Origin of the sequence: Streptomyces sp. B5E4 (genome assembly GCF_039871555.1) — a bacterium.
Taxonomy (GTDB): Bacteria; Actinomycetota; Actinomycetes; order Streptomycetales; family Streptomycetaceae; genus Streptomyces.
In genome coordinates this window covers 18,469-43,496 of record NZ_JBDPMI010000024.1, presented here as the reverse complement: position 1 = coordinate 43,496, position 25,028 = coordinate 18,469, and the positions used below count along the sequence as shown (strand labels likewise).

15 protein-coding genes are annotated in these 25,028 nt (G+C 70.3%); 5 read left to right on the top strand and 10 right to left on the bottom strand.

The genetic code is table 11. The annotated features are described in order from the left end of the window. Positions 1 to 2: 2 nt before the first annotated feature. Positions 3 to 3,623 (bottom strand): BREX-2 system adenine-specific DNA-methyltransferase PglX, encoded by a 3,621-nt coding sequence (pglX, locus tag ABGA99_RS26240; protein ID WP_347583550.1) that lies wholly within the window; start codon positions 3,621 to 3,623, stop codon positions 3 to 5. Continuing rightward, positions 3,620 to 8,140 (bottom strand): BREX system serine/threonine kinase PglW, encoded by a 4,521-nt coding sequence (gene pglW, locus ABGA99_RS26235; RefSeq protein ID WP_347583549.1) that lies wholly within the window; start codon positions 8,138 to 8,140, stop codon positions 3,620 to 3,622. Before pglW ends, pglX begins: the two co-directional genes overlap by 4 nt. A 255-nt stretch (positions 8,141 to 8,395) precedes the next feature. Between pglW and brxD the strand changes: the two genes are divergently transcribed. The 3 genes from brxD (at position 8,396) to ABGA99_RS26220 (ending at position 13,862) form a co-directional block, all read left to right on the top strand. Further along, entirely contained in the window at positions 8,396 to 9,718 is a 1,323-nt protein-coding gene (brxD, locus tag ABGA99_RS26230; protein WP_347583548.1) for a BREX system ATP-binding protein BrxD, read from the top strand. After that, positions 9,718 to 11,856, top strand: a complete 2,139-nt coding sequence (locus ABGA99_RS26225; RefSeq protein ID WP_347583547.1) for a DEAD/DEAH box helicase — start codon at positions 9,718 to 9,720, stop codon at positions 11,854 to 11,856. The genes brxD and ABGA99_RS26225 overlap by 1 nt, the downstream gene beginning before the upstream one ends. 554 nt (positions 11,857 to 12,410) lie before the next feature. Further along, positions 12,411 to 13,862 carry an ATP-binding protein gene (locus tag ABGA99_RS26220; protein ID WP_347583546.1) on the top strand — a complete coding sequence of 484 codons (1,452 nt, stop codon included), beginning with the start codon at positions 12,411 to 12,413 and terminating at the stop codon, positions 13,860 to 13,862. A gap of 547 nt (positions 13,863 to 14,409) precedes the next feature. On the opposite strand, the gene ABGA99_RS26215 is transcribed toward ABGA99_RS26220, so the two are convergent. The 3 genes from ABGA99_RS26215 to ABGA99_RS26205 all read right to left on the bottom strand — a co-directional run bounded on the left by ABGA99_RS26215 (position 14,410) and on the right by ABGA99_RS26205 (position 17,336). Next, on the bottom strand, positions 14,410 to 15,291 hold the full coding sequence (locus ABGA99_RS26215; RefSeq protein ID WP_347583545.1) for a universal stress protein: 882 nt from the start codon (positions 15,289 to 15,291) through the stop codon (positions 14,410 to 14,412). A 167-nt stretch (positions 15,292 to 15,458) separates the two neighbouring features. Further along, positions 15,459 to 16,307 (bottom strand): DMT family transporter, encoded by an 849-nt coding sequence (locus ABGA99_RS26210; RefSeq protein ID WP_347579459.1) that lies wholly within the window; start codon positions 16,305 to 16,307, stop codon positions 15,459 to 15,461. A gap of 150 nt (positions 16,308 to 16,457) precedes the next feature. After that, positions 16,458 to 17,336, bottom strand: coding sequence for a universal stress protein (locus tag ABGA99_RS26205; RefSeq protein WP_347579460.1), 879 nt, complete (start codon positions 17,334 to 17,336; stop codon positions 16,458 to 16,460). Between the two features lie 596 nt (positions 17,337 to 17,932). Here ABGA99_RS26205 and ABGA99_RS26200 point away from each other — a divergent pair. Both ABGA99_RS26200 and ABGA99_RS26195 read left to right on the top strand, forming a co-directional pair. Next, positions 17,933 to 18,811: a universal stress protein gene (locus ABGA99_RS26200; protein WP_347579461.1), complete on the top strand. Its 879-nt coding sequence runs from the start codon at positions 17,933 to 17,935 to the stop codon at positions 18,809 to 18,811. A 148-nt stretch (positions 18,812 to 18,959) separates the two neighbouring features. Then, complete coding sequence (locus tag ABGA99_RS26195) at positions 18,960 to 19,490, top strand: TrkA family potassium uptake protein (RefSeq protein WP_347583584.1); 531 nt, start codon at positions 18,960 to 18,962, stop codon at positions 19,488 to 19,490. A 12-nt stretch (positions 19,491 to 19,502) separates the two neighbouring features. On the opposite strand, the gene ABGA99_RS26190 is transcribed toward ABGA99_RS26195, so the two are convergent. Genes ABGA99_RS26190 through acsA form a run of 5 tightly spaced genes read right to left on the bottom strand, consistent with a single transcriptional unit; the run spans position 19,503 to position 24,994 of the window. Continuing rightward, positions 19,503 to 19,748, bottom strand: a complete 246-nt coding sequence (locus tag ABGA99_RS26190) for an acyl carrier protein (protein ID WP_347579462.1) — start codon at positions 19,746 to 19,748, stop codon at positions 19,503 to 19,505. 2 nt (positions 19,749 to 19,750) lie between these two features. Continuing rightward, positions 19,751 to 21,100 carry a 2-oxo acid dehydrogenase subunit E2 gene (locus tag ABGA99_RS26185; RefSeq protein ID WP_347579463.1) on the bottom strand — a complete coding sequence of 450 codons (1,350 nt, stop codon included), beginning with the start codon at positions 21,098 to 21,100 and terminating at the stop codon, positions 19,751 to 19,753. A gap of 2 nt (positions 21,101 to 21,102) precedes the next feature. Next, entirely contained in the window at positions 21,103 to 22,098 is a 996-nt protein-coding gene (locus ABGA99_RS26180) for an alpha-ketoacid dehydrogenase subunit beta (protein ID WP_347579464.1), read from the bottom strand. Continuing rightward, on the bottom strand, positions 22,095 to 23,201 hold the full coding sequence (gene pdhA / locus ABGA99_RS26175) for a pyruvate dehydrogenase (acetyl-transferring) E1 component subunit alpha (protein WP_347579465.1): 1,107 nt from the start codon (positions 23,199 to 23,201) through the stop codon (positions 22,095 to 22,097). The genes ABGA99_RS26180 and pdhA overlap by 4 nt, the downstream gene beginning before the upstream one ends. After that, positions 23,198 to 24,994 (bottom strand): acetate--CoA ligase, encoded by a 1,797-nt coding sequence (gene acsA, locus ABGA99_RS26170; RefSeq protein ID WP_347579466.1) that lies wholly within the window; start codon positions 24,992 to 24,994, stop codon positions 23,198 to 23,200. Before acsA ends, pdhA begins: the two co-directional genes overlap by 4 nt. Positions 24,995 to 25,028: the final 34 nt, after the last annotated feature.

Here is a 25,028-nt window from a genome sequence, read left to right as displayed (position 1 = left end):
GTTCACTTCGTCTTCTTGGCGCGCCCGCCGCGCGCCGCCGCCGCGGGCCGCCAGGCCCGGATGTCGTCGTCGGTCAGCCCGTGCTCACCCTGGAGGGCGAGACGGAAGTCGTGGAACGCCTGCGCCGCCGACTGGCCGAAGTCGGGGAGGTACTCGCCGTGCCACTGGTCCAGCCACGGCTGGAGTTCGAGCAGGGCGGCGAGGTACGGGATGAGTTCGTCTTGCGTCAGCTGGTTCTCGTTGAGGTAGCCGACGATCGCCTGTGCCTGCTGGAGGTGGTCCCAGCCCGCCCAGCCGAGGAGCGCGGGGGTCTGGGTGTTGTGCGCGCCGTAGGAGATGAAGCGCTCCTTGGGGACGTCGAGCTTTCCGCGCTGAGCCCAGAAGCTGGTGCGCAGGAAGTCGGCGGAGGTGTACTTGGGTGGCACGTCGGTCGCGGCCCTGATCTTCCGCTTCTCGTCCTCGGAGGTCGCGGCGTCCTCCGCACGCTGCTTCTCCCAGGTCCGCTCCCAGTCGGCACGCTTCTTGAGACCGGCGGGCTTGTAGCGCAGAGCGGCGGTGGCCGGGACGTGCTTGTCGCCGACCAGCTCGGCGACGGTCTTCGCGAAGTCGGCGCGGGGTGTGTAGAGGTTTAGGACGGCGGCGAAGTCGTCGTCCTCCTGGAGGCGGTCGGTCAGACGGGGTAAGGAGATGAGGGACGGCTGATCGGCACCGTCGAACCACAGCTCGCGCTTGGCCTCGATCCGGTCGAGCAGCCAGGCACGCAGGGCCGCCTTCTGCATGGCGTCCCAGCCGTCGGTGGCCCAACGCCGTTTGTACTCGGGGCGCTCGACCATGCCGATGGCGGAGTTCGACTCCATCATCGCGATGCGCTGCTCGACGACGTCCTTGTACGCGGCCGGCCAGTGGTCCGGGAGTTCGGTGATGGGTGAGGAGTTGTGCCGCGTGAACCACTCGGAGGACGCCTCGCCGCGCTCGATGGCTCGGGCCAGCACGATCTCGAAAGCGCGCTCGCCGAGGTCGAGCGGCGGGACGTCGGCCGGGTCGGCGGGGCGGAGGTCGGTGTCGGTGAGGCCGTAGAGGGAGTAGACCTGCCAGTCCAGCTCCTCTTGGAGGGCGATCATTTGGGCACGGGTGGCTTCATAGGTGGCGCGGGCTTCCCGGAGGGATGCGGCGGTGGGGGTGCCTGCGGTGGTTACGGCGGAGGGGGTGGTGGAGAAAAGTCTCTGCGCGGCGGTGTCCAGGGCGGTTGCGAGATGAGTTGGGTAGGCAGGAGGAAGCGGGAAGTCCTGGAGTTTGGTGCCGGTGAACTCGTACCTGTCGGACCAGGGGTGAATGCTCACGCGGGCTCCCTCGTCCCCCACTGGATCCCCGCCCTTGGGGTAGCTGACCATGCGGAGCCAGAATCCCGCCGTCGAACTGTTGAGAACGCCGAGAATCCGAAGGTGCTCCTCCTCCGTGGCACCCTCACGCAGCTGGATCACGGGGGCGTGACGGTTGTAGACACGTCCCGGCCGTGCCATCGAGAAGTGGTTGTGAGTGGCTACGAAAGGAAACGTAAGCAGGAACTGTGCCTGAAGTCGGGAAGTGCTATCGAAGGCATAGTTGGACCACGGGAGACCGCGTTCCTCCTTCGTCTTCGAGAACATGAGGCTCTTCCGTAGGACCGTGCGGCCAGGCCACAGGGTGCGCTTCTCCAGGATGGACCGCTGCTCCGCTGATCCGTCAGGCGCGAAGATTGCCTCAGCTGCGAGATGACAGTCCCAATCCCTCACTTGGTCACCGGTAACGAACGGCCGCGACGGGACGGGACGCGAACTGAGCCAGACGGAGCTCGGCAGTGAGTGGACAAAGAGTTCGTCGTCACCAGTGATCGCGGCAAATCCAATGGATTCGCTCACCAGGGACAATGGTCCCGACGCTCGCTCAGCGAGTTGGTCGAGCATCTCTCGACCGCCCGCGGCCAACACCCAAGGCTGCGCCCCGAAGTATTTCCCCCGATCCAGATCCCCCACCGACACCCATTGACTCACCGATCCCGGCTCATCGATCTGCCCGACGATCGCCGACCACACCAGCCCCCGCTCCGGATCCTCCGGAGCCGAAGGCTCCCCCTGCACCGACCGCACCGTGCGAATCGTGTCCCCACGCCCCTGCGTCCAGTCGCGGTTCCGGCCGACGAGGATGACCGTCGGCGTCCCGTGCCCCGGGATGTACGCGCCGGAGGTGTCGATGACCTCGGTCAGTTCCACCTCGTCGCGGAAGAAGGACTCGATGAGCTTCGTCCCGAACTCCCGCTTCGTGAAGGAGTTCGACGTGATCTGGCCGACCATGCCGTAGCCCTTGCCGTCGGCCCCGCCCTTCTTCGCCAGCCCGAAGAAGCGCTGAGCGAACGGCACCGACAGCGCGTACTTGCCCGAGCAGACGTCGTATAACTCCCGGTAGCGCTTGTTGAGTTCCTTGTCCTTGACTGTGATGTACGGCGGGTTGCCCACCACCACGTCATACCGGCCTTCGTCCAGCAGGTACGACCGCTCCTGGATGTCCTCGGTCGCGTACTTGAACTCGGCGAGCGGGTCGGCCTCGGACGTGAACAACTGATCCGTTACCTGGCGCGGCTTGATGAGGGAGTCCCCCACCGCCAACTGCATAGGCCAGTCGTACCCCGCCGCCTCCCCTAACGTCCGCACCCCCGCCGCCGCCATCGCCGCGATCAGCAGCCGGAACCGCGCGATCGCCACCGCGAACGGGTTGATGTCCACCCCGTGCACCGACTCCAGCGCCCCGCGCACCCGCGCGTGCGGGTCCAGCTCCGGCCGCCGCTCAGCCCACTCCCGTACCAGCCGCCGGAACGCACCCAGCACGAAGTGCCCCGACCCGCACGTCGGGTCGATCATCTTCAGGCCCTCAACGCCGCCCCGCTCCCGTACCACCGGATTCATCGTCCGGTCGAGGATGAACTCCTCCACGAACTCCGGCGTTTGAAGCAGCGCGTAGTTCTTGCGCGCCGCCTCGCTCAGGTCCTGGTACAGGTCGCCCAGGAACCGCGTGTCCCACCCCCGCGCGCCGTCGCCGTCCTCCACCAGCGGGTCCCTGAAGTCGTGGACCAGGACCGACGTACCCGCTTCGTCGTCGACCGTCCGCTGCCAGAAGTCCCGCAGCGCACCGGCCCTCTCGTGCGAGAGCGGAATCTGCCGCAGCGGATTGTGGTCCGAGAACAGCAGCGCCCCCGCCGGCCCCTCCGCCAGTTCCTCGAAGGCCCGCTCGAACCAGCCCCGATACGTGGGGTCCTCCGTCTTGTCCACGTACTCGTCGTACCGCGCCTGCGCGACCTCGCGCCCGGCGATGTCGGGCGCGGTGATGTACGGCTCCGGCAACAGGCCGTTGTCCTCGACGAACCGTACGAAGACCGTCCCGAGCACCCACGCCACCGCCACCTGCGTAATCCGCTCATCGAGCCAGGACTGCCAGGTCGCCGCCGTACGGCCGACCTTCTTCGACGCCTCGTATTCGGCGCGGAGCCGGTCGCGTAACCCGTCCTCGCGCTTCACCTGGCCCTCAAGGTCCGTCTCCGCCGCCTTGACCTGTGCCTGCAGGTCGGACAGCAGCGCCTTGCGGTCGATCACGCGGTGGCTCCTTCGAGAGCGGTCGGTTCGTGCATGCGGGTCCAGGACTTGGGAATGGGGATCCACTCCTGCTGGGCCTCGAGGTACGGAACGGGGCGTCCGGCGAGTTTCGGGACGGCGGTCTCGTCGTCCTGGGCGGCAAGGACCCAGAGGGGGCGGCCACCGCGCCGGGCGAGCGCGGTCAGCCGGTCGAGGACGTGCATGCCGTCGTAGCGGGCGAAGACGGCGGCGTCGGCGAGGAGGACAGGGGCATCCCGGCCATCACCGGAAGTCGGGGCCGAGGCCGAAGCCGCCAGCTCCGCTTCCAGCACCCCCTGCACGGCCTGCCACACCGCTCCCACCAGGTTGGTGAACCCCGTCGGACGCTGCCCGGCCGGAAGGACGTCCGCCCTCACCACGACCTCCCACGCCGGCATCGCGCGCCCGGGCGTGAGTTCGCCCCGCAGTCCCTTCAGGAACAGCTCGGTCACCGACACCGCCCGCGCCCCGTACCGGCGACGCAGCTCCCGTCCCACCGCCGGGGCGCTCCGCGCGCGCACGGTCAGTACCCGGAACCCGTCGCGCCGCGCGGCGCCCGCCAACTGCGCATCGGCCCGCGCCGCGGCCGACTCCGGGTCCAGCGGGCCGCCGGTCCCGGAACCGCTGCCGCTGAAGGCCGAGGTGTACGACAGGACCGCCTCGAATTTCCGGGGCAGGAATGCCTTCTTGTCGGCCGCGTACTTGAGGTCGAACCCCGCCTCACGCAGCGCCTTGAGCAGTTCCTCGGGCCTGTCCTTCATCCCGGCGAGCGCCGCCAGAGCGGGGAAGCGATCGTTGACACGTTCGAGGACCTCGCGCAGGGGCAGCCCCGGCTGCTGCTTCTCGGGCAGACCCGGCAGGACCCGGACCAGACCCGCCTGAGTGAGTCGCAGGGCGCGTATGAGGCCCAGGTCGCGCGGGTAGATCTCGAGCCGCGGCGACAGCGCGGCGTTCTGGCTCGCCTGGGCGGCGAGGGTGGCCACCCGCCGGTCGTCCCAGGAGAAGTCGCCCTCCGGCAGCCTCACCGCGCTCAACTCGGCGAGGACCGTACTCGAACCCGGCAGGGAGTCCCGTCCCGCGAGCCGGTCCGCGGCGTCACCGAGTCGCTTCACATAGCTGAGCAGCGCGGGCGCGGCCGGGGTGTCGGGTCCGTCCGCTTCGTCGTCCGGGTCGACCTCCAGCGCGAGGAAGCCCGCGCGGCGTACCGGATCGGTCGCCTTGTACGGGGCGAAGTGCTGGAAAGCCCCGTCGCCCACGGACAGTTGCTGCTCGCGTTCGATCAGCGCGCGCAACACGGCGAAGGCGGCGGCCCGCCGTACCTCCGGGTCTCCCAGGGAGTAGCCGCGGGTGCCGAGCAGCCAGCCGGCCAGCGCGTCCACGGAGGCGACCCGGCCGAGCGTGCGAAGCTGCTCCAGCACCGCCGCCCGCACGTCCAGCAGGCCCTCATCCTGCGCCCAGAGCTTGCGGAGCTTCTTCAACTCTCTTGAGAACGTCGACTGGTCGGCGAACCCGACGGCCTGCGCGGCATCCTTCTGCAGCGGCCACACTGGAAGGTCCGGCAGCGTGCCGTCGGCGCCGGGTGCGCGCAGCAGGTGCACGGCCACCTCGTGCAGCCGCTTCGTCCGGCCGGCGGCAGGCGGGACGATCCGGGCGAGGAGGTGGTCGATGTCCTGGACGTCGGGGACCACCTCGACGATGTGCTCGAGATGCGCCTCGAGCGGCGTCCTCTCCTGCTCTGACGGCGACGGCTGCAGCTCGGGCTGCGAGCCGAGGCGGCCACGCCACTCCTTCTGCCGTCGCTGGATCTCCGTCCGCGTACGGGCGCCGAGCCCCGGCCGGTTGATGAACGTACGACTGGCCCGGTCGAGGAACTCACCGACCGTGGTGAGCTTCATGTCCCGCAGGATCGAGTACGCGGACGGCGTCAGGCCCGCACGCACCAGAGGAGTGTCACGGGTGGCGACCTCGGCAAGCTGGTCGCGCAGCTCGGCGGTGTCGGCTTCGCCATCCGGTGCGGAGCTCTGCCCCTGCCGCCTCAGCGACTCGTGTCCGGCGCTGGCGGCCAGGCGTTGCGCGTCCAGGAAGACCCGCTGCCAGGACGTGCGCATCTCCCGCAGGTCCTTGTGGCGCTGCTTCGCGTCGCGGGCGAGCGCCTTGCGGAAGAACTCGGTGAGCCCGTCGCGCAGTTCGTCCTCGAAGCCCTCCGAGGCGATCGTCGGGTACGGCCACTCCTTCGGGTCCGTCATCCGCGGGGTGACGGACCCGTCGCCCCACTGCGGCAGCTCGTTCGACGCCATCTGGTGCAGCGTCGCGGCGAGTGCGTACCGTTCCGCGGCGTCGTCGTACAGGTTCCGCATCACCGTGCCGACGAACGGGTCGAGATAGCCGGCTGTGCCCGCGCCGGTCTCGCGGGCCGAGACGGAGGCCAGCGAGAAGTCGAGGAGGAGGGCCTGCCTGGTTCCGTTCGGACGGATCCGGATCGCGATGTTGTCCGGTTTGATGTCGCGATGCCAGACGCCCTCGCCCTCCAGGTAGTAGAGGGCGTTGAACAGGTTGTCGCTGTAGCGCTCCAGCTCGTCCATGGTGAGGCGGCCCTGGCGCCCCAGGACGCGCGCCATGGTCTCGTCCCGCGCCGTGCGGTCGTCGCGCCTATCGTCGGCCTCGGCCTTGATGTTGCCTACGTACTCGGTGGCCAGGACCGTACGCCCGCCCACGGTGAACGTCCCCGGCACGAGCAGCCGGATGATGCTCGAGTCCCGCAGTCGGTCGAGAGTCTCCGCCTCGCGCTGCAACGCCTCCGACTTGTCGTCGTCGAGCGCGACCTTCAGGACCGCGAACGCGTCACTCTTCCCTTGCCGTTCATCCAGCACCAGGAGGGCACGCGCCGTCGAGCCGGTACCGAGGCGGCGGCGCACCCGCCAGCGCCCCTGCAGGAGCGTGCCCGGCGGGACCTCAAGCGGGTCGGGGTCGTCGGCAGGCTCCTGCTCCGGCTGCTGCTCCTCCTGTACGGCGGTGGGCCTGAGGTCCTCCTCGACCGCCGCCAGCATTTCCAGGAAGTCGCTCACCGCGTCGAGCCGCCGGTCCGGCTGCTGAGCGGTGGCGGTGTCGATCAGGTCGTCGAGGAACGGCGGGATGCCGTCCCTGACCGCCGAAGGGGCGAGCCGCTCGCCCCTCTCCGAGCTGGCCTGCAGCTCTGCGCGGGTCCCGGCGGGAGAGCTTCCGGTGATGAGCAGATAGGCGAGTGTGCCGATGCCGTACACGTCCATGCGCGCCGGATCGGCCTTCGGGGCCGTCAACTCCGGCGCCAGATAAGGATCCGAGGCGTCGCCGACGCTCCCGTCCGACACCGTGGACGGTGTCAGGCTCACTCCGCTCGAGGTGATCGTGCGCGAGGCCAGCTGCCAGTCGGATACTTGCATCATGGGCTGCCGCCAGCGCTCCTCCTCGCTCAGTTCACGCCCTTCCGCACCCTTGTAGCGAGGGATGACATGGATCGAGCGCGGCGTGAGAGCACGGTGGTAGAGACGCTTGGCGTGCGCGTACTTGATCGCCTCGGCGATCTGGCGGACGAGTGCGAGCCGGTCTTCCAGGTTCAGCACTTCACCCCACCGGTCGAGGAACTCGTCCAGGTGCAGTCGCTCGGGGTGGTGGTCGAAGGTGAGGGCCGGGCCCGCTTCATGGCCGGAGGGGTAATAGTCCCGAATGCGCACCACACCGGGGTGGTGGATCCGCTTGAGTGTGTCGGCCTCCCGCCTCGCCGCCTCGACGAGTGCCTTACGCGCCTCGCTGCTCGAGTTGCGGGGCCGCAGATGGACCCGCACGCGCACGGTCTCGGATAACTGCTCGTGTCTGCCCGCGTAGTCGGCCCAGGTGACACCCGTGTCGAAGGGCCGCTTGTCCAGGATGAACGGGCCGACCTTCGCCTCCCTGACCACTTGCTGGATACCGACCTGGGTGAGCGCCCTGCCGATGCCCGTGCTGGCCTGCGACGAGATCCTGAACCGGTCCTCGCGAGGCGGCAGCCGGAGCTCCGCGAGGAGGGCCGGGACGCCGTTGTAGATGTGGGCGTTCAGCTCGTGCGGCGGCAGCGCCAGGTCGAGGCCGTCCTCGGTGAAGCACACGCCCTCGGTGACGTACACCCTCGCGCCGTACCTGCGCAGCAGGGAAGCCAGTTCCTTGGACTTCTGGTTGGTGAGGCGCAGTGGATCGCCGAGGCCCTTCCTGTACCCGCGTCGGTTCCCCGGCGGGATCTGCACCCACTGGCCGCCGCGCCGTTCCACCCGGCCGTGCAGACTCTTCAGCTCGATCATGTGCACGCCACCCGGCGTCACGACCAGGAGGTCGACCTCACGAACGTGACCCGTCTGACTGACGAAGGTGAAGTTGGACCACGCCCGCCACGGACCGTCGTCCGGTAGAGGCGTGAGGATCCTCTCGAGGGCCGCCTGTTCGTGCGGGTACTCGGAAGGAGCGACGGCCGTCCAGCAACCCTTCTTCATCAGCCTGGCTCTCCGATCCCCCGCGCCCTGCCGTCAGAACTGGCCTCGGTGGGTGGTTGCACCGAGCAGCTCGTGGCCGGCATCTCGGCAGGCCGCCCTGACGGTTTGTTAGTTTGTTGGATTGTACGGGCGCGATCGCCATCCCCCAGCCCTTTTCGGCTCATCCCGCCCAGGGGCTTCTGGCACTGCGATCGCGGTACCGAAGTCCTCGCGCAACACCGACTCCCGGGCAGCAGGAGGGTCAGGTTTGCGAGGATGGTGCCCGTGAATGACGTACGTGGTCAGGTCAGCACCGTACGGCGGCGAAGCGTCGTGGACGCACTGCGGCGGGGAGCCGTGCCCGAGCAGGGGCTTGATCTGCTCGCGGCCGGCCTCGACCGGTTCACCCCCGCTGTGGACGAGGAGCTGGAAACTGTCGCAGGCGGCGGCTCCGTCTTCAAAGCGGTGCGCGGCGAGTACGGCTCCGGCAAGACGTTCTTCACCCGGTGGCTCGCCGAGCGCGGCAAGGCCCGCGGGTTCGCCGTCTGTGAGATCCAGGTGTCGGAGAACGAGACGCCGCTGCACAAGCTCGAGACCGTCTACCGGCGGCTCATCGAGCGGCTCGCCACCTCGGCCTTCCCGCCCAGCGCGCTGCAGCAGGTCGTCGACGGCTGGTTCTACGCACTGGAGGAGGACGCGCTCGCCGACGGAGTGGGCGAGGACACCCTTGCCGATGCCGTGGACCGGTTGATGTCGGCGCGGCTCGCCGAGGTGTCCCGGCACGCACCGGCCTTCGCCGCCGCACTGCGCGGCTACCGGCAGGCGCTCGAAGCCGGCGATGACACGTCGGCCGCCGCCGTCCTCGCCTGGCTCGGCGGACAGCCGCACGTGTCCGCCGCGGCGCGCAAGACGGCCGGGGTGCGTGGTGACCTCGACCACTTCGGGGCCCTCGGGTTCCTCCAAGGGCTCCTCACCGTCCTGCGTGACACCGGTCACGCCGGCCTCGTCGTCGTACTCGACGAGGTGGAGACGCTGCAGCGGGTCCGCTCCGACGCCCGCGACAAGGCCCTCAACGCGCTGCGCCAGCTCATCGACGAGGTGCACTCCGGCCGGTTCCCCGGCCTCTATCTGGTGATCACCGGCACCCCGGCCTTCTACGACGGGCCGCAGGGTGTGCAGCGACTCGCCCCCCTCGCACAGCGGCTCGCCACCGACTTCACGACCGACCCTCGCTTCGACAACCCGCGTGCCGTGCAGATCCGGCTGCCAGGCTTCACCGGGGAGCGCCTCGTCCAGCTCGGGCTGAAGGTCCGGGACCTGTACACCGCCGGAGCGGGCGATCCGGTACGGATCCGGGAAGTGGCCGACGAGGCGTACATCGACGACCTCGCCAAGGCAGTCGGCGGGCGCCTGGGCGGGAAGGTCGGCGTCGCCCCTCGGATCTTCCTGAAGAAGCTCGTCGGAGACGTCCTCGACCGGATCGACCAGTTCGAGGAGTTCGACCCGCGGCTCCACTATCAACTCACCTTGTCCGGGAGCGAGTTGACGGATGTGGAACGCAACGCGGCGGCAGCGGACGACATCGGCCTGGAGCTGTGATGGAGCCGGACCGGTTGGACCGCCCGGATCCGGTGGACCGTCTGCATCCCGTGCTCCTGCACCACATCGTCAACACCCTCGGCTGGCCCGACCTGCGGCCCCTGCAGAAGGCCGCCATCGACCCGCTGATGGACGGCGAGGACGCCGTGCTGCTCGCCCCCACCGCGGGCGGCAAGACCGAGGCCGCCTCGTTCCCGCTGCTCGCGGCCATGGAGAACAGCGACTGGCAGGGCACCTCGGTGCTCTACCTCGCCCCCCTCAAAGCCCTCCTCAACAACCTTGAACCACGCCTCGGGACCTACGCGGGATGGCTGGGCCGTACTGCGGCGCTGTGGCACGGCGACACCAGGGAATCCGCCCGCAAGCGAATGCGGGTCGACAGCCCTGACATCCTCCTGACCACCCCCGAATCCCTCGAAGCACAACTCATCAGCAAGAAGACCGACCACAAGCACATGCTCGGCGGGGTACGGGCCGTTGTCGTCGACGAGGTGCACGCCTTCGCTTCGGACGACCGCGGCTGGCACCTGCTCGCCGTACTCGAACGCCTTGAGCGCCTCGCGGAGCGGCGCATCCAGCGCATCGGCCTGTCCGCCACCGTCGGCAACCCCGAAGACCTGCTGCACTGGCTGCAAGGGGCACAACCACACGAGCGCGGGGGCCGCGTCGTCGCACCCGGCGTTCCTCCCAAGGCACCCGAAGGAAGCGCCCCACCACCCGGCGACATCGAACTCGACTACGTGGGCTCCCTCGACAACGCGGCCAAACTCATCTCCCTCCTCCACGGTGGCGAAAAGCGTCTCGTCTTCTGCGACTCCCGCGCATCCGTCGAGGAACTCGGTGAGAAGCTTCGTCTCCGCGGCGTGACGACGTACCTCTCCCACTCCTCCCTCTCCCTCGAAGAGCGGCGCCGCTCCGAAGAAGCCTTCGCCGAGGCCCGCGACTGCGTGATCGTCTCCACCTCGACCCTCGAACTCGGCATCGACGTGGGCGACTTGGACCGGGTCGTCCAGATCGGCGCCCCTGACACCGTCGCAGCCTTCCTACAGCGCCTGGGCCGCACAGGACGGCGCACCGGAACGGTACGCAATGCCCTCTTCCTCGCCACCGAAGAGACCGACCTCTTGAAAGCCGCGGCACTGCTCCTGCTGTGGGGCCGCCACTGGATCGAGCCCGTCGTCCCGCCGCCACAGCCGCGCCACCTCGTCGCCCAGCAGATTCTCGCCGCGGCCCTGCAGCAGCACACACTCGGCGACCGCACCTGGCACGAGGAGTGGAACGGTCTCGCACCCTTCGACAAGAGCGCGACGCCGATCATCAAGTACCTGGTCAGCGGCGGATTCCTCGACACCGACGGAGGGCTCCTCTTCATCGGCCCCCAGGCCGAGAAGCACTTCGGCCGCCGCCACTTCATGGCCCTCACCGCGGCCTTCACCGCCCCGCCGCAGTTCACCGTCTACTTCGGCCGCAAGGACCTCGGCACCATCGACCCTCGGCTCCTGCTGGAACAGCATGAGGGGCCGCGCCTGCTGCTCCTCGGCGGACGCAGCTGGCAGATCGGCCACATCGACTTCAACCGCAGACGCGCCTTCGTCGAACCCGCCGAAGGCGGCGGCCGCGCCCGCTGGGACAGCTACGGGCTCAGCGGCCTCTCCTTCCCACTCACCCGCGCCATGCGCGACGTACTCCTCGGCGCGGACCCGCCCGTCCGCCTCACTCGACGCGCGCAAGCACGCCTCGCCGAACTCCGAGAGAACCGGGCCTCGTACGTCGACGCACGCGGGACGCTCCTACGCCGCGAGGGCGACAAGCTCGAGTGGTGGACCTGGGCCGGCTTCCGCGCCAATGCCACCCTCATCGCATCACTCGGGGCCCTCGCCGACCCCGTACAACACCCCGACGACGCCCGGATCCGCCTCAATACGGCAACGACACCGCAGAGTTGGCAGGCCGCCTGTGCCGCCCTCGCCCACCACCTTGTCCTGCCTGACGTCAACCCCCGTGCTGTGCAGGGCCTGAAGTTCTCGGCCGCCCTCCCCGAGCACCTCGCCGCACGCACGGTCGCCGCTCGCCTGGCGGACTTCGACGGCGCCCGGGCCGTCCTTGACGAGGCCGTGCGCTGGGAGACCTGGCACTAGCCTGCCGAAGCCTTGACGTGAGTCCCCATGGGAGCCTCGGGCCCTGAGCTAGGAAGGCCGCACGGAACACGCCGCGGCACGTGTTCGTCCCCCGCTGGTGGGACGCCACCCCGATCGGGGCGGTGCTCTGCGACGGCCGAGCGACCGGTCCGGGTGGATGCGCGCGGCCTACCGTGACGCCACGCTCGTCACCCGCCTCGGCGAACCGCACGCCGACCACGCCAAGCCCGACGACCGCCCCGAATGGTGGCCGTCGTCGTCCTCCAGGCTGCCGTCGCTGGTGGTGCAGATGGCCAGGCACCCGCGCCCGGACGAGGGCGTGGACGTGCTCGACGTGGGCACCGGCACTGGCTACGGCGCGGCCCTACTGAGCCGCCCCCTGGGCGACCGGCAGCCGGAAGTGCGCGGTCTCGTTCGTCTTCGCTCCGACCTCGCCTCGCCCCCCGGTTGCACAGTGGTCTGTACGGCCGGAGCGGACCTTGTAAGAGTTGCAGTTATAATAGGCGCAATTATACTTCTCAAGGATGCGTGCCTCCATGGACAGACCCGCCGAGATGTTCGACCGCGACTTCGAGTGGTCGGAACTGGCTCGCTTCGCAGCCATGCCAGGATCCCGGGCCACCCTCGGCGTGGTCTCCGGACGGCGTCGCCAGGGCAAGACCTTCCTGCTCGACGCCCTTATCCGCGCGAGCGGCGGGTTCATGTTCACTGCTACGGAGACCACGGAAGCTGACGCCTTGCGTCAGTTCGGCGCGGCTCTCGCTCACTACCGCGATCAGCCGACGCCTTTCCGTTTCGCCGACTGGGGTGAAGCTGTCACCGAGCTCATGCGTATCGCGGACGGGGGCAGCCCCGTCACGGCGGTCATCGACGAGTTTCCCTTCGTCGCGAAGGCGTCCCCGGCTCTCCCCTCGATCATCCAGCGTGCCCTCGATCCGACGGCCCAGCGCATCAATACCCCCGTACGGCTCTTGCTGTGCGGTTCCGCGCTGTCCTTCATGGGGGGACTCCTCGCCGGAAACGCCCCGTTGCGCGGCCGCGCCGGCCTGGAGCTCGTCGTCCCCACTCTGGACTTCCGTCTCGCCGCCGAGTTCTGGGAGATCGCCGACCCGCGCACCGCGCTGCTCACCCACGCCATCGTCGGCGGTACTCCCGCCTATCGCCGCGAGTTCACCCAAGGCGACGCCCCCGCCGGCCCCGACGACTTCGACGCCTGGGTCGTCCGCGCAGTCCTCAATCCTGCCCGCCCGCTCTTCCGGGAAGCCCGCTATCTGCTCGCCGAAGAGCCAGAACTCCACGACACCGCCCTCTATCACTCGGTCCTGGCCGCCATCGCCGCCGGAAACACCGCTCGCGGCGGCATCGCCGACTACCTCGGCCGTAAGTCCACCGATCTCGCCCACCCGCTCAGCGTCCTTCAGGACGTCGGCATGATCACGCACGAGGCTGACGCCTTCCGCCGCAACCGCTCCGCCTACCGCATCGCCGAACCCCTCATCGCCTTCTACCACGCAGTCATGCGTCCTGCCTGGGGTGACCTGGAGCGCCCCGGACGCGCCGGTGCGGTGTGGCGCCGCGCCCAGTCCACGTTCCGCAGCAAAGTCGTCGGCCCGCACTTCGAGCAGGTCTGCCGCGAGTGGGCCCGTTGGCACGCCTCGGCCGAAACCCACGGCGGGGTGGCCACCAGAGTGGCGAGCGGCACCGTCAACGACCCCGCCGCGAAGACCGGCCACGAGGTCGACGTCGCCGTCCACGGCGAGATTGAAAACGGCGTCGAGGGGCTTTTGGCCATCGGTGAAGTCAAGTGGAACGACGTCATGGGGCAGAGACATCTGGACCGCCTCCAGCGCATCCGCTCCCTGCTCATGGCACGCGGCACAGCCACCGACGCCACGAGACTGCACTGCTACAGCGCCGCCGGCTTCACCGACGACCTGCGCCTCCGCGCCGAAAGCGACCCCACCATCCAACTGATCGAGCCGCATCGCCTCTACCACGGCGACTGATCGACGCTCGGACCTCGTCACACTGTGCACGGGATGGGTAACGCCGTCGCCGTAACACCGCATCTCTCCAGGTCAGAGCGCTACGCCCGAAAGGGAGACAGGACCCGGCGTACAGGCCGACTCGTCCGCCTTTACGGCCCTGACCTGGGTGTTTACCTGGGTCGGGGTCGTTTCCCACGCCAGGATGCGCCACGTCCCTGCCTGCGGTTTCCCGGAACTTCCCGGCGCGATGGTGTCATGGAGGTGTAACGCGACCTTGGTGTCGGGGCAGAGGTGGAACGGGCGGGGCAGCGTGCGCGAACCGAACCCAACCTCCGAACCATTGCGCAGCCACGGGCGTCGCGGTGGAGTTCCGCTTTAATGTATAGGCCATGCAATGCCGTGGATCCGGCTGCCCGGCGTCACGGCGGTCAGCCTCCCGCCACCGGGGCATGGCCACCGCCGGCACTACGGCGTCCGTACCCTCGGCGGTCAGGGCTGCCACCGAGGCGCAGAACCACAGCGAGCCGACGAGGGCGCCGTCGGCGTGCAACCGCCGAAGCTGCCGTCAGCTCTCGCCGGAGCGCACCACGGCGACCGGGCAGTGCGCGTGATGCAGCACCGCCTGGCTCACCGAGCCGAGCAGCAGTCCCGCGAACCCGCCGCGCCCTCGTGCACCGACGACCAGGAGCTGCGCGGTACTGCTTGCCTCGATCAGAGCCTCACGGGTGGGACCGTGCACGACGCGAAGCTCGACCGGGACGTCCGGGTACCTCTCCCGATGACCCGCGAGCGCCTCGCAGAGCAGACGCTCCTCGGCCTGGGCGAGCATGCCCGGCCTGCTCGCGTACGGTTCTGCGGGATCCTGCGGCGGAGGCACGGGGGCGTTCCACGTGGTCCATGCATGCAGGGCGAGGACGCCTGCGCCGCGCAGCGCAGCCTCCGCGAACGCGAACTCCACCGCCGCCCCACCGGCCCGGGAGCCGTCGGCTCCCAGCACGATCGGCCCGGCCGGCTCCGGCCCGCCCCGCACGACGAGCACGGGACATCGTCCGTGCGCCGCCAGGTGCACCGCCGTGGAGCCCGCCAGCAGCCCGGCGAACCCTCCCATGCCCCGGGACCCGACGACCACCAGCTCCCCGGCCCGCGACTGTCCTTCCAGCACCGTGAGCGGCTCGCCCGTCACCACAGCATGGGTGACGTCCACCGACGGCGCCACGGCTCTGGCCCGATCCACGGCCTCGGTGACGAGGCTCTCCGTCATCTCCCGGATCTCGCGCTCGTCCGGCGGCGGCACCGGCGGCCCCATCGGCACGCGGTTCGGCGGCCAGCGGAAGGCATGGACGATCCGCAGCCCTGCGCTTCGCCACCGGGCCTCCCTGGCGGCGGCGTCCACAGCGACAAGACTCGGCGCCGAGCCGTCCACTCCCACGATCACCACACCACTCACCGCTCTCCTCCGCTAAGGCCCCTTGCGTCAAGCCTGACCCCGATAGAGCCGCACGGCCAACCGGTCGCCGGGGCCTCGGCATCCGCGACGGGCCGGCGCCGGCTCCCGGCCCGCGCTCCGGCGGCGCAGCTCTCGCAGGACGCCTGTTCCACGCCCTTGTCATGTCCTCACCTGGCCAGCGGCGACCGGCCCAGGAGCACGATGCCTGTCACGGCCGCCGCCGCCCCCAGCATCTGCACCGTCAGGGCCCAGTCGGTGAGGGCGAGCTGCTCGCCGAAGACGGCGATGCCGATCGCGACGGCACCGATCGGCTCCAGGGTGTCGATGATCGGCAGGCTGATGGCCAGGGAGCCGGCCTGGAAGGCGCTCTGTGACAGAACCAGGCCCGCCACCCCGACGGTGATCAGCCCATACGGTTCCCAGTGGAAGAGTGTGTCGAGGCCCTCGGTCCTGAACCGGGCGGCCGTGCTCTTGGTCAGGCTGTCGAGAAGCGCCAGCACCGACGCCGCGCAGACGGCGTACGCGGCGGCTCGTAACCGTCCGGGGTGCCACGCTCCCATGGGCGCCAGCAGTGCCACGACGCCGACCACCGCCACGAGCGCAGGCGCCCAGTCGAGGATCCCCGGGATCGTGGTCCGGGGCGAGAGCGGAAGCACTGTCAGGAAAACGGCCACGCCCCCCGCTGTGCAGATGATCCCGGTCATCTCCGAACCGGTCAGTCGCTCCCCACGCCGCAGGGCCAGGAACGGCAGCGCGAAGAGGAGATCGGTTGCCGCCAGCGGCAGGACCAGGGCCAGGGAACCGAAGGCGAGCGCGATCCACAAAAAGGCGAAGGAAGAGATGGCAAGCCCCAGCCCTGCCAGCCATCCCGGCCGTCGGGCCAGGTCGAGCAGGAGCCGAAGCCGCAGCGACATGTGCATCGGCGCCTGCCGCGCTGCCTCGTGCTGCAGCACCGACCCGATACCGAAACACAGGGCGGCCAGCAGAGCGCTCGGCACCGCGACCGCGATGTTCATGTGCCAAGGATCCTCACCGGTGCTGGACGGTCCACGTCCGACACACAGGAGGGCGGCCTGAACGGGCCGATCAGCCCCGCGGGCACGCCGGGCCCCGCCGGGGTGTGCGCGACGGCCCTCGGCGAAGGCACGGTCCGGGCGGCGAACGCGTCAATCATGAGCGATGACGGCGACGGGCACGGGGCAGTGGTGAATCACGGCATGGGTGACGGACCCGATGTGCGCCCCCCAGGGGCCCCTGCGCGCACGCCGGCCGACCACTACGAGGTCCGCGTTGCCCGTGGCGTGCAACAGCAGTTGCGCCGGGCCGCCGATGGGCGATCGTTCGACGACCTCGACCGACGGGAACTTCCGCCGCCACGGTCTCAGGGCTTCCGCGAGGCGCCGCGCGATGTCCGGGCCCACCTCCCGCTCGGCTGCGACGAGCGCCGAGGCGTCGCGGACCACGGGTCGGATCGACCACCCGTACAGGACGACGACGCGGTCGCCACGGGGCGCGGCCTCCCGGAAAGCGAAGTCGAGCAGCGGGGCGAAGCACTGGTCGATGTCCACACCCACGACCACGTCGCGCGTGGGACCGGCCGGGGCGACCCGGTCCGGAGTGTCCGGCCCTCCCGGTTCCCGTACGAGCACGACCGGTCGCTCCGTGACGCTGATCGTCGCCATACCGACCGACCCGAGGAGAAAACCCCTCACCCCGCCCAGTCCGCGCGAGCCGAGTACGAGGAGACCGGCCTCGGCCGCCTCGTCGGCCAGGACACCTGCGGGCTGACCGGACAGGTGCCGGATCTCGATCTCCAGAGCCGGGTACTCGCGCCGCCCTGCTTCCGCTGCCTCGTCCAGTAGCTCTTCGGCCCAGCGGCGCCGTGCTCCGGGGCTGCTGTGCTGAATCGTCTCCGCACCCAGCCACTGATCTGCGTAAACGATACGCAGGTCCACTCCACGCAACGCCGATTCCCGCGCAGCCCATCCGGCAGCCGCGACGGCCTCTGGGGACCCGTCCACACCGACGATCACGGGACGGGACATGCGGCGGCGCACTTCCTTCGTACGGTGGATCGCCGAGCCCTCCCCGGGCTCACGGTCATGACCCGCGCGACGTGACTCCGCACGCCGGGGGAAGCGACGAGCAACTCCCTTCCTGCTCCCATATGCCCAGTATGTCCATGAGATGTCCCGCGGCGCACCCTGCTCGTCGGTGCTGCTCACAAGGGCCGAGCGCAGGGTGTGGGCGCCCGGGCCGGTCGGAGGAAGCCGGGAGCGTACCGCGGCGGCGGATGCCGAGGGGTGACGCAGTGGAACGAGCCGCCGAGCGGACCGCAGTGCAGCAGGGCGCACAGGATGGGGCCCGAAGCCCCGTTCCGGTGCGGCCTTCCGGCACGCTTCCACCGGCGACGGCGAACCCGTCGCACACGACGTGGGCAAGGAATCGATCGCCGCGAAGACAAGCGTGGCCGCCGGCACGGAGGAAGGAGTGCGGGCCGAGCGGCCGTAGGGGAGGCGCGCCGGCCGTTACTGTGGGCCCGTTTCATCATGGTGTGGCCTGGCGTGCGGCATACGGTCACGGGAGGCAGGCTGGGAGGAAATCGAAAGACGCGTGGGCGAGAACCTCTCTGGAGGCAGTCATGGCTGGTGCGACCGGGCGTCGGCCGATCGTGGTGGGCGTCGACCCCGATCGTACGAAGCGTCTGGCACTGGGCTGGGCCGCCGACGAAGCGGGCCGGCGTCACCTGCCGCTGCGGCTCGTGCACGCACAGGCCCTGCCGCCCGTGGCCGGTGGATACCGGGCGGAGGCGACACGGCGGTACCGGGAGGAGTGGGACCGGGCGCTGCGCGGCGTGGGCGACCAGTTGCTCCGTCAGGCGGCTGTGTTCGTCGGGTCCCGGCAGCCGTCGGTGGAGGTGTCGACGGTGCTGGCAGAGGAAGAGCCACCCTGGGTTCTGCTGCAGGAGGCCCGGAACGCCTCCATGGTCGTGGTGGGTTCCCGGCACCTGAGCAGACGGCGCGAGCTGTTCTCCCCCGCCTCGGTGGCGCTCCCGCTCACCGCCCGTGCCCCCTGCCCGGTCGTCGTGGTACGGGAGCCGGAGCACGTGAGCCAGGAGCCCGCGTACTTCGTGGTCGGCGTCGACGGCAGCCCGCAGTCGGCGGCGGCGGTGGACATGGCGTTCGAGGAGGCAGAGCTGCGCGGGGCGCGGCTGCGCGCCCTGTACGTGTGGCATCCCCCGCTCATCGGCGCGCCGGACGAGCACGCCGCGATGCGGGAGTGCCGCCGGGTGCTCTCGGAGACAGTCGCAGGCCGTGAAGCGACGTACCCGGACGTGGAGTTGCACCACGAAGTCGTCCGCGGTCACCCGGTGCAGGCCCTGACGGACGCCTCGGAACACTCTCTGGGCCTGGTGGTGGGGACCCGGGGCCACGGCGGGTTCACGGGAATACTGCTCGGCTCGGTGAGCCAGGGGGTGCTGCATCACGCCCGGTGTCCGGTCATCTCGGTCCCGGCGTGAGCCGACGAACGGCTGAGCGGCACGCCACCGGTGCCGGCCCGCCGGCGCCGGACGGCGGCGCTCCGCCCGGCGGGAGCGCGGGTCCCGATGTGCCCCGGCTCGATGCCGGAGAGGTCCGTGCACCAGATCCACCGCACGCCAGGGCCGCATCGCCGCCCGGCTGGTCGCCGGGGACGCCTGCGAGCCGTCGCTCCTGGAACACGCCGGTGCGCTGGCCGCCGACCTCGTCGTCGCGGTCACGGGCGCCGACGAGGGCAACCTCGTCATCAGCCTCCTCGCCAAGCGCCGGTTCTCGGTGCCCCGGGTGACCGCCCGGGTGAACGAAGCCGACAACACCTGGCTGTTCGACAGTCACTGGGGCGTCGACGTCGTCGTTCCCATCGCCGCGCCGCTGATCTCCCTCATCGAGGAAGCCACCGAGGCCACCGACACGGTCGCGCTGCTGCGGCTCAGCAAGGCCGGTGTCGCCGTCATCGAAACGGCCATCACCTCGCAGTCCAGAGCGTCGGGCCGGACACTGGGCGAGATGAGGCTGCCCGAAGGGACGATCGTCGCCACCGTCGTCCGGAACGGACAGCCCACCGTGCCGGACCCGTCGGTGCTGCTCCGGCCCGGCGACGAACTGCTCCTCGTCTCGCACTCGGCGACCGAGCAGGAGATCCACGCGGCTTTCCAGTAAGCATGCGCCGGGTTACCGCGTGCGGGCGACGAGGAAGTCGGCGCTGCCGGACAGCGTGGAAAGCCGGGGCGCGTCCTCGTCCTCGATCCGGACGCCAGACCGTTCGCTGAGCAGTTCCACGAAGCTCAGGAAGTCCAGCGAGTCCATGTCGAGCATGTCGCGGAACGGATCGTCGGGGGCCAGGTCAGTGACATCGGCGCCGGGGACGACACGGGAGATCGACTCCCTGACCAGGTCCAGTGCGTCGGTTCGGTTCATGGTCACAGTCCCTCCGGGTTCTGGAGGAGGTGGCCGACCGCATCGAGGTAGCGGGCGCCGACGGCACCGTCCGTGGCCCGGTGGTCCGCCGCAAGCGTCGCCGTGACCACGGGGCGCACCCCCAGCAGACCGTCGACGGCGCAAGGCCGGTCGGCCACCCGGCCGAAGCCGATCAGCGCCACCTGCGGCGGGTAGATGACGCCGAGGACGGTCTCCACCCCTTGATCGCCGAGATGGGTGACCGTCATCGTGGCGTCGGACACTTCGGAAGCCCGCAGCCTGCCCGCACGGGCCCGGCTGACCACGTCCTTCAGGGCGGTCATGAGCTGCGGAAGGGCCAGGGTGTCGGCGTGGCGGAGCGCCGGGGCGACGAGTCCTCCGCCGCGCAGGGACACGGCCACGCCGAGGTGGATGCCCTCGCCGGCCGTGAAGTGGTCGCCGGTCCAGAAACCGTTGAGCCCGGGGACCTCCCGGGCGGCCAGGGCCGACGCCTTGAGCAGCAGCGCCGCCGGGAGCAGCCGTTCACTGAGCGGGCTGCGCCGGTTGTGCTCATGCAGCCACTCCATGGCGGTGGCCATGTCCACGGTGGTGGAGAGGTAGTAGTGGGGGATGTCCCGGTTGGCGCGGCTCATCAGGGCCGCGATCGCCTGCCGCCTGGCTGCCACCCGGTCTTCTGGCGGACCCGTGGTGGACGGCCGTACGGCGGACGGAGGCCTGGCGGTACGTGCGGGCGGGGCCGGCTGCCCGGAGGCCGCCTTCCGTACGTCGCCGGCACGGACGGACGACTCCTTGCCCGTCCCGTTCACCTCGGCCAGGTCGACGCCCAACTCGGCGGCGAGGCGCCGGGCGAGGGGGGTTGCCCGCACCCGCCGCGTCCGGGGGACCGTGCGAAGGGCGGCTTCTTCGACGTCGGCCCGGGTGACTCGTCCGCCGGGACCGGAGCCGTGCAGTGTCTCCAGGTCGACACCCGTGTCCTCGGCGCGACGACGGGCCAGAGGGCCCGACTCGATGTGTCCGTGCCGTCGTGTGGCAGACACCTGCTCGGCCTCTGCGTGCTTCCCGGCTTTGCCGGACTTTCGCGGTCTGCCTGGCGCGCGCCGCTTCACCGGCTTCTCCTGCGCGGGTCCGATCACGGCGAGCGGTGTCCCGACCGGCACCGTGGTGCCGGGCTCGGCGAGCAGCTCCGTCATGGTCCCGGTCTCGAAACATTCCACCTCGATCGTCGACTTGGCGGTTTCGACGACCGCGACCGGATCGCCTCTGTGTACGAAATCTCCGGGCCCCACCAGCCATTCCAGGAGGGTGCCCTCGTCCATGTCGGCGCCGAGGGAGGGCATGGTGAACTCCGCCATGCTCAGTCCACCGCCCGGTGGGCCGCCGCGACGATGTCGGCGGTCTGCGGCAGGGCGGCCTCCTCCAACTGCCGGGCATACGGCATGGGAACCTCCGCACTGCACAACCGCTCGACGGGCGCGTCCAGTTCGTAGAACGACTCTTCGGCGATGCGCGCGGAGACCTCGGCGGCGAGGCTGCCTGTACGCCAGGCTTCGTCGATGACCACCGCACGGTGGGTCCGGGCCACGGAAGCCGCGATTGCCGCGTCGTCGAGAGGACGCAGCGTGCGCAGGTCGATCACCTCGGCGCTGATGCCTTCGACGGCCAGCTCGTCCGCTGCCGCGAGTGCCTTGGGCAGCGAACCACCGTAGGTGATCAGTGAGATGTCGGTGCCGGACCTGCGGACGGCCGCGTGATCCAGGTCCACGGGGGCCGCGGAGGCGGGGAGTTCACCGGAGACGTTGTAGAGGCTCCCGTGCTCGAAGATCAGTACGGGGTCCGGGTCCGCGATCGCCGGGGCCAGCATGCCGCGGGCGTCCTCCAGGGTGGCGGGGGCGAGGACACGAATGCCGGGGATGTGCGCGTACCAGCCCTCCAGACTGTGGGAGTGCTGGGCGGCGAGCTGCCGCCCGGCTCCCGTGGTCATGCGGATGACCAGGGGGACGGGCAGTTGGCCACCCGACATGTGCAACAGCGTGGCCGCGTTGTTGAGGATCTGGTCGAGGGCGAGCAGGCTGAAGTTGACGGTCATGATCTCGACGACCGGGCGCAGTCCCGCCAGGGCGGCGCCGATGCCGGCGCCCACGAACGCGGACTCCGACAGCGGGGTGTCACGTACGCGTTCGGGGCCGAACTCCTCCAGCAGGCCGAGGCTGACGCCGAAGCATCCGCCGTACCGTCCCACGTCCTCTCCCATCAGGAAGACACGGTCGTCGGAGCGCAGCGCGTCCCGGAGCGCCTCGCGCAGCGCCTCGCGGAAAGTCGTCTTCGCCCCGCGCTCTCCGTCGGTGCTCACCGCCGGGTCACCGCCTCCGCGGCGGAGCTGGTGACGTGGCGGAGCAGGTTCTCCACCGGTTCCTCGGGCGCCTTTTCGGCTGCGGCGACGGCGTGGTCGATCTCGTCGTCGATCCGTTGCCCGATCCGTGCCAGGTCCTCGTCGCTCAACTCGCCGTTGTCGCGCATGCGGTCCGTGAGCAGGGCGATCGGATCCCTGGTCTTCCACTGCTCGATCTCGGCCTTCTCGCGGTAGCGGTCGGGGTCGTACATCGAGTGGGCGCGGAACCGGTACGTGCGCAGCTCCAGGAAGTGGGGTCCGGCGCCTGCCCGGATGCCCTCGGCGGCCCGTCGGGCGGCCTGCTCGGCGGCTTCCACGTCCATGCCGTCCACCGCCCAGGAGGCCATGCCGTAGGAGGCGGCGCGCATGGCCAGGTCGGTCTGCCCCTCGTGCCGCTCCAGCGCCGTGCCCATGGCATAGAGGTTGTTCTCGCAGACCAGCAGCAGGGGGAGCTTCCACAGAACGGCCAGGTTCGCGGTCTCGTGGAACGCGCCTTCGGCGAAGGCCCCGTCGCCGAAGAAGCAGCAGGTGACGTTGGCCTGCCCGCTCATGCGGTCCGCGAGGGCGAGGCCGCCGGCAAGCGGGAGCCCGCCGGCGACGATGGCGTTGCCGCCGTAGAAGCGGCGACTCGCGTCGAACAGGTGCATGGATCCGCCCCGGCCGCCGCTGCATCCGGTGGTCCTGCCGTGCATCTCGGCCATGACCGCCTCGGCTGTGATTCCGCGGGCCAGCGCGTGACCGTGCTCACGGTAGGTGGCGACGACCGCGTCCCCGGGTGCCAGCGCCTCGTTGACGCCGACCGCGACGGCCTCCTCGCCGATGTAGAGGTGGACGAATCCGCGGATCCTCGCGGCGCTGTACAGCTCGACGCACCGTTCCTCGAAGCGCCGGATGCGCATCATCGACTCCAGCAGGCCCGCTCGGTGTCCTGCGGGCCCTTGCCGGGTCGGCGGCGCGGTGCCTGTGCTCCGCTTGGCCGTCGCGGTCTTCTTGCCGGACTTCTTCTTCGCGGTACGCGCGGTCGCCGGGTCCCTCCTCGCGCGCGTGGGGCGGGCCGCGCTCATACGGGCCTCTCCCACGTGGACACGTCCCCGCTGGGAAGTCCGAGTTCACGTGCGCGCAGCACACGGCGCATCACCTTCCCGCTGCGGGTCTTGGGAAGGTTCTGATCGAACGTGATCTCCCGGGGAGCGGCGGCGGGGCCCAGCCTGCGGCGGCCGAAAGCCAGCAGCTCCCGCTCCAGATCCGTGGTCGGCCCCACACCGGGGTGCAGCGACACGAACGCCTTCACCACGTTCCCGGCGACCGGGTCCGGCCGGCCGATCACCCCGGCCTCCGCCACCGCAGGGTGCTCCATGAGCGCGCTCTCCACCTCGAACGGGCCGATCAGATGACCTGCCGACTTGATGACGTCGTCGGCACGCCCCACGAACCAGTACCAGCCGTCCGCATCCCGGCGGACCAGGTCACCGGTCAGGTACCAGCCGTCGGCGAAGGCGGCCTGGTAGCGCCGCTTGTCGTGGAGGTACCCCCGGAACATCGACGGCCAGCCCGGCCGGAGCGCCAGCTCGCCCTCGGTGTCCGGGCTTTCCGCCTGGGTGACCTTTCCGTCGGTGACCAGTGCCCGGCCGTCCTCGCCGCGCTTCAGTACCGTCGCTTCCACGCCGGGCAGCGGACGTCCCATCGAACCGGGCCGGATCTCGCTGGCCGCAAAGTTCGCGATCATGATGCAACCGGTCTCGGTCTGCCACCAGTTGTCATGCACCGGCAGGCCCAGCACGTCCTGGCCCCATACGACGGCCTCCGGGTTCAGCGGCTCGCCGACGGAGGCGACGAAGCGCAGTGCCGACAGGTCGTAGGAGCGCGGCAGGTCGTAGGGGCCGTTACGGGGGGTGGCGCGCATGAGCATCCGCAGGGCCGTGGGTGCGGTGTACCAGACGGTGACCCGCTGCTCGCCGAGGATCCGGTACCAGCGGCGGGCCTCGTAGTCGCCTTCGTCGACCACCACGGTCACGCCGTGGACGAGCGGGGCGATGATCCCGTATGACATGCCGGTCACCCAGCCGGGATCGGCGGTGCACCAGTACACGTCCTCGGGGTGCAGGTCCAGCGCGTATGCCGCTGTGGCGTAGTGGGCGACGACGGCTTCGTGGACGTGGACCGCGCCTTTGGGGGCGCCGGTGGTGCCGCTGGTGAAGTGCAGCAGCGCCATGTCGTCCGGCGAGGTCGGCGGGATGGTGAAGGTGTCCGGAGCGGCTGCCATCAGCTCGTCGAAGGGGGAGGTGCCGGTCAGGTCCTCGGCGCCGGGCCCGACGATCAGGACGTGCTTCAGGCCGGGGACCGACGCCCGGCGCCCGGCGACCTTCCGCCGGTACAGGGCCGCGGTGGTGACCAGGACCCGCGCGTCGCCGAGGCGCAGCCGCTGCTCCACCGGGTCGGGTCCGAAGGCGGAGAAGAGCGGGCAGAGGACGCTGGTGTTCTTGAGTGTGCCCAGCACCGCGGTGTACAGCTCGGGGCAGCGGCCCAGCAGCGTGACCACCCGGTCCCCGCGACCGACGCCGAGTGCCCGCAGCACGTTGGCGAAGCGGGCCGTACGGCGGGCCAGTTCCCCGTAGGTGACGGTCGAGACGGAGCCGTCCTTGGCGACGCACCGCAGCGCGACCGTGTCCGAGCGATCCGATGCGGCGTGCCGGTCGACCGCCTCGTGTGCCATGTTGAGCCCGCCGCCGGGCAGCCCGGCCAGTGCGGCGCGCGCCTGCGCCCAGGTGAAGGCGGAGCGTGTCCGGTCGTAGTCGGTGAGACGGGGAGTGACGACCGGTGCGGTGTCCTTGTGGATCGTGTCCCGGTGCACAGGCATTCCTCCAGCACTCCCCGGGAGCCGCCTGCCCGGC

Excerpts from the sequence above, each read along its gene's own strand:
- pglW (WP_347583549.1), bottom strand. The coding sequence starts at position 8,140 with ATGAAGAAGGGTTGCTGGACGGCCGTCGCTCCTTCCGAGTACCCGCAC.
- brxD (WP_347583548.1), top strand. The coding sequence starts at position 8,396 with ATGGTGCCCGTGAATGACGTACGTGGTCAGGTCAGCACCGTACGGCGG.
- ABGA99_RS26225 (WP_347583547.1), top strand. The coding sequence starts at position 9,718 with ATGGAGCCGGACCGGTTGGACCGCCCGGATCCGGTGGACCGTCTGCAT.
- ABGA99_RS26220 (WP_347583546.1), top strand. The coding sequence starts at position 12,411 with ATGTTCGACCGCGACTTCGAGTGGTCGGAACTGGCTCGCTTCGCAGCC.
- ABGA99_RS26210 (WP_347579459.1), bottom strand. The coding sequence starts at position 16,307 with ATGAACATCGCGGTCGCGGTGCCGAGCGCTCTGCTGGCCGCCCTGTGT.
- ABGA99_RS26205 (WP_347579460.1), bottom strand. The coding sequence starts at position 17,336 with ATGTCCCGTCCCGTGATCGTCGGTGTGGACGGGTCCCCAGAGGCCGTC.
- ABGA99_RS26200 (WP_347579461.1), top strand. The coding sequence starts at position 17,933 with ATGGCTGGTGCGACCGGGCGTCGGCCGATCGTGGTGGGCGTCGACCCC.
- ABGA99_RS26190 (WP_347579462.1), bottom strand. The coding sequence starts at position 19,748 with ATGAACCGAACCGACGCACTGGACCTGGTCAGGGAGTCGATCTCCCGT.
- ABGA99_RS26185 (WP_347579463.1), bottom strand. The coding sequence starts at position 21,100 with ATGGCGGAGTTCACCATGCCCTCCCTCGGCGCCGACATGGACGAGGGC.
- pdhA (WP_347579465.1), bottom strand. The coding sequence starts at position 23,201 with ATGAGCGCGGCCCGCCCCACGCGCGCGAGGAGGGACCCGGCGACCGCG.
- acsA (WP_347579466.1), bottom strand. The coding sequence starts at position 24,994 with ATGCCTGTGCACCGGGACACGATCCACAAGGACACCGCACCGGTCGTC.